We start from the raw sequence: 6,293 nt of genomic DNA on the forward strand, positions 1-6,293 counted from the left end.
GACGATCCGCGACGATTTTTCGTTCCTCGAGGAATGGGAAGACCGCTATCGCTATGTCATCGAACTCGGCGAGGCGCTGCCGCCATTTCCCGACGAGCAGCGCAGCGCCGCCAACAAGGTGCCGGGATGCGTCAGTCAGGTCTGGCTGACCACCGAACGCGGGGCTGGAGCCGACCCAGTCATCACCTTCACGGGCGATTCGGACGCTCACATCGTGCGTGGACTGGTTGCGATCATACTTGCGCTGTTTTCCGGCAGGACCGCCAGCGAAATCCAGCAGACCGATGCGGAAGCGACATTGAAAGAACTCGGCCTCGACGAACATCTGTCGCCGCAGCGCGCCAACGGCCTTCGCTCGATGGTCAAGCGCATCAAGCGCGACGCCGAGGCAGCGCTCAAGCAGACCGCCTGACACCATACCGGATCCGCGCCTCGCGGCGCAAAAAATCAAACGGCGCCCGAAGGCGCCGTTGATGTCGATCCGATCTGGCTTATTTTGACGCTATTCCCAAGGGAGAGCTCTATGCGCTTTCCCAGGAAAACCGTTTCACTTTTCCTTGAATTGCTCTGGCAGCGATTACCGCGCTTTGCGCTTGCGGCCGAGGCCCATCTTCTTGGCAAGCTGTGACCGGGCAGCCGCATAGTTGGGTGCAACCATCGGATAGGTCGGGTCAAGGTTCCACTTTTCGCGATACTGGTCCGGTGTCAGGTCATAGTGGGTCATCAAATGGCGCTTCAGCGACTTGAACTTCTTGCCGTCTTCAAGGCAGACGATGTAGTCGTCATGAACCGACCGCTTCGGGTTGACCGCCGGCTTCTGCTTGTCGGCAGGCGGCTGTTCGGCGGTTCCGCCCACACGCCCGAGCGCAGCATGGACATCGGATATCAGGTTCGGCAATTCGCCGACCGGCACGGGATTGTTACTGACATAGGCGGCCACCACATCGGCGGTCAATTCGATCAGCGCATCGCTGTTTCTGGAAGGTGTTTCGACAATATCCATGGTCTTCGGGCCCCAACAAGAGTTACATCGATCTGCGCCCTTTTTTACAAGCAGGGCATCGCACGAATTTTGTGCAGGTAGAGTTTCTACGATTCGTGTCGCGGGCACATCAATGAGCGCCCAGACCAAGTAAGTCAATTCGGCCCTTACACTATATTGAACGATATTGATCAATTATTCCGCGATCAGCTTCAATCTTTCGTGCATTGTGTAATTTATCGATATTTCGCGCGCTCGTCGGCAACGGCTGACGCAACGTCAGCTCACCGTTACATTCGCGGCATCTCACGAAATGGGTTTTAATGTTTGATTTTGTTTGGCTATCGCCGGGCAATATTGGTTGTTCGCATTCGTCCACAAAACCACAGGTTGCCGCGGTCATACGCAAGCAATCAGGCGACATGCCTGTCATCCGGCGGATCGGCTGATTGCTGCCGGATCAATCAATGCGGCGTGATGTATTTACCATACGCCCAGCCGGTGACGAATTTGCCGTTCTGGGCCGGATCATGCCAGACTTCGCACCAGCGAAAACGAATCTTTTGTTCCTGCTTCCATGCCGGCTGGTTGGCGATGTCGAGCAGGTTTATTCCGCCGGTGCATCGCCCGGTCATCTGCAGAACGGTCCCGTTCGGATATGCCGCCTGCTTCTGGGATGCGCCCGAAGGGTATTTGCGCACATTGAGCGTGTCGCCGAACGGCACATTGGCCACTTGCCAAGCCGCGAATACGGTCGCATGAGACTGGCCGGCAAAGGCCAGAGTTAGTGAAGCAACGGCGAAAGCCGCAGCAGTCCGAGGCCAAATAGTCATCATCTCTCCTCCCGGCTCATCTCCTGGAGCCGACACAACCCATACGCTGTGGCTCTTGAACCTGCCCTGAGCGGCGTGTTCATTCGCCGTTCAAGATATTTCTCCATTTGAGATGGTCCATTCAAGATACTGGCCTATTCAAGATACTGGCCTATTCAAGATACTGGCCCGTTCAAGATACTGCAAAGCGAGACGCAATGACCAAGACATCCATATTTCCGATCGTCAGCCCGCCAACGCCCGAGAAGCGGCCGGTTTCCGACACGCATCACGGCATCACGCGAACCGACGACTATGCCTGGCTGCGGGCCGGCAACTGGCAGGAGATGTTCCGCGACCCCTCATTGCTCGATGCGGGAATCCGCGCAGAACTCGAGGCGGAGAATGCCTACCAGTCGAAGCTGATGGCCGACACGGTCGAACTGCAGAAGCAGCTTTTCAAGGAGATGAAGGGCCGTATCAAGGAAGACGATTCTTCCGTGCCGATGAAGGACGGACCCTATGCCTATGGCTCGTCCTTCAAGCTTGGTGGCGAGCAGCCGCGCTATTTCCGTATGCCGCGCGACGGCGGTGCCGAGCATATCCTGCTCGATGGTGACGCAGAGGCCGCGGGCAAGGCCTATTTCCGTCTTGGCGGCGTCGACCATTCGGCCGACCACGCAAGGCTGCTGTGGGCATTCGACGACAAGGGCTCCGAATTCTACACGCTTCGCGTGCGTGACCTTGCCGACGGCAGGGAACTTGCGGACCAGATCCCCGACACCGGCGGTTCAGGTGTCTGGAACGCCGCCAATGACGGCTTCTTCTATACACGTCTCGACCCCAACCACCGCCCATCAAAGGTGCTGTTCCATGCGCTTGGCGACAGCCCGCAAAGCGACCGGCTGATCTATGAGGAAACCGATCCCGGCTTCTTCATGAATGTCGACGGCACCCGCAACAACGAGTGGATCATGATCGGCATCAACGACCACGAAACCTCGGAATACCGCCTGATGCGCGCCGACGATCCGTTTGCCGAACCGAAACTGGTGTCGCCGCGCGAGATTGGCCTGCAGTACGAGCTGGAAGAAGGCGGCGATATCTTCTTCATCCTGACCAATGCCGACGGCGCCAAGGACTTCAAGATCATGACGGCACCAGCGGGCGATCCCGTGCGCGCCAACTGGCAGGAACTGGTGCCGCACGAGCCCGGCCGGCTGATCCTGTCGGTGATCGGCTTCAGAGACCACATGGTCCGGCTCGAACGCAAGGAAGGCCTGCCGCGCATCGTCGTGCACGACCGCACCAGCGGCGAGGAGCATCTTTTGTCCCTCGACGAGGAGGCTTTCTCGCTCGGCCTGTCGGGTTCCTATGAGTACGACACCGAGATCATGCGCTTTTCCTATTCGTCGATGACGACGCCTGCGCAGGTGTTCGACTATAATATGCGTACCCGCGAGCGGGTGCTGCTGAAGACCCAGGAAGTGCCATCCGGCCATGATGCGGACCACTATGTCACGCGGCGCCTGATGGCGCCGGCCAGCGATGGCGAACTGGTGCCGATCTCGCTTTTGCACCATCGCGACACGCCGCTGGACGGATCCGCACCTTGCCTGCTTTACGGCTACGGCTCCTATGGCATCACCGTGCCGGCCGCCTTCAACACCAACTGGTTCTCGCTGGTCGACCGGGGCTTTGTCTTCGCCATCGCTCACGTTCGCGGCGGCAAGGACAAGGGCTATGGCTGGTACGATGACGGCAAGCGGGAGAACAAGATGAACACGTTCACCGATTTCATCGCCGTCGCGCGCCATCTGGTGACGGAGCGTTACACGGCGCATGACCGTATCGTCGCCCAGGGCGGTTCGGCCGGCGGCATGCTGATGGGTGCCGTCGCCAACATGGCGCCGCATTGTTTTGGCGGCATCGTCGCAGAGGTTCCCTTCGTCGATGTGCTCACCACCATGCTCGATGAGACCCTGCCGCTGACGCCGCCGGAATGGCCCGAATGGGGCAACCCGATCGCGTCCGCCGACGATTACCGGACCATTGCCGCCTACTCGCCCTATGACAATGTCGCTGATCACGACTATCCGCCGATCCTGGCGCTGGCCGGTCTCACCGATCCGCGCGTCACCTATTGGGAACCGGCCAAATGGGTGGCCCGGCTGCGCGACCGCAAGAGCGGGGACAATCCGGTTCTGTTCAAGATCAACATGGATTCCGGCCATGCCGGTGCCTCCGGCCGGTTTTCGCGGCTGGAGGAGATCGCCTACACCTATTCCTTCGCGCTGAAGGTGATGGGTAAGGCGCAGCCTACGGGAGAAATCGACCGATGATCGATCTCGCTACACTGATTGCTTATGTCGCGGTTGTGCTCGGCTTCGTCTTCATCCCCGGCCCGGCCACGCTCCTTACCATAGCGCGGGCAACGAGTTCCGGAACCAAGGTTGGCATCGCGACCGGCGCCGGGATCGCTGTCGGCGACATCTTTCACACCGTCATGGCCATGATCGGCATATCGGCGATCATCGCCGCATCGGCGACGCTGTTCAGCGTCATAAAGTACATCGGCGCGGCCTACCTGGTTTATCTCGGCATTCGCGCGATCATGGAGAAAACACCAGGCGGCCCGGCTGCCGGCGCGCTTGCGATCTCTGCCGGGAAGGCGTTTCGACAGGCTGTCCTGACCGAAGTGCTCAACCCCAAGACCGCTCTGTTCTTCCTTGCCTTCCTGCCTCAGTTCGTGCGGCCTGAAAACGGGACGGTGATGCTTCAGATGACCGTGTTGGGGGCCATCTTCGTCGTACTGGGCCTTTTCAGCACGGTCGTCTTTGCCGTGAGCGCTGGCCGGCTCGGCACGTTCCTGCGCCGAAATCCGTCGGTGTTACGTTGGCAGGGCAAAGTTGTCGGCGGCATCTACTGCGCTTTGGGCGTCCGTCTGGCGCTGCAGCAACGCTGACTCCAGACGATGATCGACGCGCCTTCCGAAGAGGCTGCGTGATCAGGGTTTTTTAAGTTCCCGTTGCTCATTTTCACTCGCAATTGCGATGACCGCGCGCTACCCAGTGCGCGGTTTTTCCCGGCCCGACAGCCTCCAATCGCGTAAAGGTCCATTATGCTGCTCGTCGACGTCTATCTCGACAAATCGCCTATCCAGGGAATCGGCGTCTTTGCCAAGAACCACATTCCTCGCGGCACTCTGATCTGGAAGCTGGACCCAAGGTTCGATCGGCTCATCGAGGTCGAGACTTATGAACGTGCGGCCGGTCCGGTGAAGAGCTATCTCGATCGCTACTCCTATCCCGACCGCCGCGATCCGAACTACATCGTCTTCGAAGCCGACGACGCGCGCTACATGAACCATGCCGACGAGCCGAACTGCGACGTCTCCTCACCGGAGGAGAGCTTTGCGCTGCGCGACATCGCGCCTGGCGAAGAGCTGACCTGCAACTACAACCATTTCTTCGAGACGGGTTTCGATTTTCTCGGCGACCGCCACCTGTCCGAAGACTCGGTCTAGTTTGCCGTCTTCTTGCGGGCCGGATAGCCGTTTGGATGCGCCGGTATCGCCTTCAGATAGGCGGCGATGGCCGCACGGTCCTGCGGCGTCAGTTCGGCCATGTTCCGTTGGACATCGACCATGGCGCCGCCGACCGAATCGAAATCGGGCGTGAAGCCGGTTTCGAGATAGTTGGCGATATCGGCCTCCGACCAGTCGGCGAGACCGCCCTCGCCCGATGTGATGTTCGGCACGATGCCATTGCCTTCGGCGGCCACGGCGCCCGCCATCCACTCGTTCTTCTTCGTGCCGCCCGCAGGATCGCGCGGCGTGTGGCATTCGCCGCAATGGCCCGGACCCTCGACCAGGTAGCGGCCTGCCATCACCGGATCAGGCGTGCCTTCGGGGAAGGCAACAACCGGCTGATCGCTGAGATAGAGCAATTTCCACAGGCCGATGCCGCGGCGGATATTGAAGGGGAAATCGAGCGAATTGCCCGCTGCCTTGCCGGCGACGGCCGGCAACGTCTTCAAGAAGGCATAGAGATCGCCAATGTCAGCCGGATTCATGCGCGCGTAGGATGCGTAGGGAAACGCCGGATAGAAATGCTCACCAGACGGCGACACGCCCTTCAGCATGGCATTGGCGAGGTCCTCGACAGACCATGCGCCGATACCGTCCCTGGGATCTTGCGAAATGTTGGGCGGCACGAAGGTTCCGAACGGCGTCTTGAGTTCAAGGCCACCCACGAGTTGAAGCCGGGCGTCGCCCTGTGAGCCCGGCTTTGCATGGCAGGATGTGCAACCGCCGGCATAAAAGATGCGCTTGCCCCTGGCTGCGTCACCAGGACCGAGCTTGGCCAGGGTTTCCCTGTCGAGCCTCACCGGCGCCGACAGGACCCACCCGGCAACCGCGCCGACGCCGCCCAGAATGACGACGGCGCCGACAAGTTTCTTCAGCCATGCCATGGCTGGTGATCAGCCCTTCTTGATTC

Annotated in this window: 7 protein-coding genes; 4 read left to right on the forward strand and 3 right to left on the reverse strand. The window is 60.0% G+C overall.

The window, feature by feature from the left end:
* On the forward strand, positions 1-412 hold a 412-nt coding region (locus EOC06_RS30315; protein WP_128309525.1), incomplete at its 5' end, for a SufE family protein.
* 165 nt (positions 413-577) lie between these two features.
* Here the strand turns inward: EOC06_RS30315 and EOC06_RS30320 are convergent.
* Together EOC06_RS30320 and EOC06_RS30325 are read right to left on the reverse strand one after the other, a co-directional pair.
* On the reverse strand, positions 578-1,003 hold the full coding sequence (locus EOC06_RS30320; RefSeq protein WP_013532660.1) for a MucR family transcriptional regulator: 426 nt from the start codon (positions 1,001-1,003) through the stop codon (positions 578-580).
* A 443-nt stretch (positions 1,004-1,446) separates the two neighbouring features.
* A complete protein-coding gene (locus EOC06_RS30325; protein WP_127380100.1) occupies positions 1,447-1,815 on the reverse strand; it encodes an SH3 domain-containing protein in 369 nt (122 codons plus the stop codon).
* A gap of 197 nt (positions 1,816-2,012) precedes the next feature.
* On the opposite strand from EOC06_RS30325, the gene EOC06_RS30330 reads away from it, so the two are divergent.
* From EOC06_RS30330 to EOC06_RS30340, 3 genes are all read left to right on the forward strand, one after another.
* Positions 2,013-4,136 carry a S9 family peptidase gene (locus EOC06_RS30330; protein ID WP_128309526.1) on the forward strand — a complete coding sequence of 708 codons (2,124 nt, stop codon included), beginning with the start codon at positions 2,013-2,015 and terminating at the stop codon, positions 4,134-4,136.
* Positions 4,133-4,759 carry a LysE family translocator gene (locus EOC06_RS30335; RefSeq protein WP_127269948.1) on the forward strand — a complete coding sequence of 209 codons (627 nt, stop codon included), beginning with the start codon at positions 4,133-4,135 and terminating at the stop codon, positions 4,757-4,759. The genes EOC06_RS30330 and EOC06_RS30335 overlap by 4 nt, the downstream gene beginning before the upstream one ends.
* 156 nt (positions 4,760-4,915) lie before the next feature.
* A complete protein-coding gene (locus EOC06_RS30340; protein ID WP_127321379.1) occupies positions 4,916-5,320 on the forward strand; it encodes an SET domain-containing protein in 405 nt (134 codons plus the stop codon).
* Here the strand turns inward: EOC06_RS30340 and EOC06_RS30345 are convergent.
* Positions 5,317-6,267 (reverse strand): cytochrome c, encoded by a 951-nt coding sequence (locus tag EOC06_RS30345; RefSeq protein WP_127395276.1) that lies wholly within the window; start codon positions 6,265-6,267, stop codon positions 5,317-5,319. The genes EOC06_RS30340 and EOC06_RS30345 overlap by 4 nt on opposite strands.
* Between the last annotated feature and the right edge of the window lie 26 nt (positions 6,268-6,293).

This window comes from Mesorhizobium sp. M7A.F.Ca.MR.362.00.0.0 (assembly GCF_004023175.1).
In the GTDB taxonomy this organism is placed as follows: domain Bacteria; phylum Pseudomonadota; class Alphaproteobacteria; order Rhizobiales; family Rhizobiaceae; genus Mesorhizobium.

Excerpts from the sequence above, each read along its gene's own strand:
- EOC06_RS30335 (WP_127269948.1), top strand. The coding sequence starts at position 4,133 with ATGATCGATCTCGCTACACTGATTGCTTATGTCGCGGTTGTGCTCGGC.
- EOC06_RS30330 (WP_128309526.1), top strand. The coding sequence starts at position 2,013 with ATGACCAAGACATCCATATTTCCGATCGTCAGCCCGCCAACGCCCGAG.
- EOC06_RS30320 (WP_013532660.1), bottom strand. The coding sequence starts at position 1,003 with ATGGATATTGTCGAAACACCTTCCAGAAACAGCGATGCGCTGATCGAA.
- EOC06_RS30340 (WP_127321379.1), top strand. The coding sequence starts at position 4,916 with ATGCTGCTCGTCGACGTCTATCTCGACAAATCGCCTATCCAGGGAATC.
- EOC06_RS30345 (WP_127395276.1), bottom strand. The coding sequence starts at position 6,267 with ATGGCATGGCTGAAGAAACTTGTCGGCGCCGTCGTCATTCTGGGCGGC.
- EOC06_RS30325 (WP_127380100.1), bottom strand. The coding sequence starts at position 1,815 with ATGACTATTTGGCCTCGGACTGCTGCGGCTTTCGCCGTTGCTTCACTA.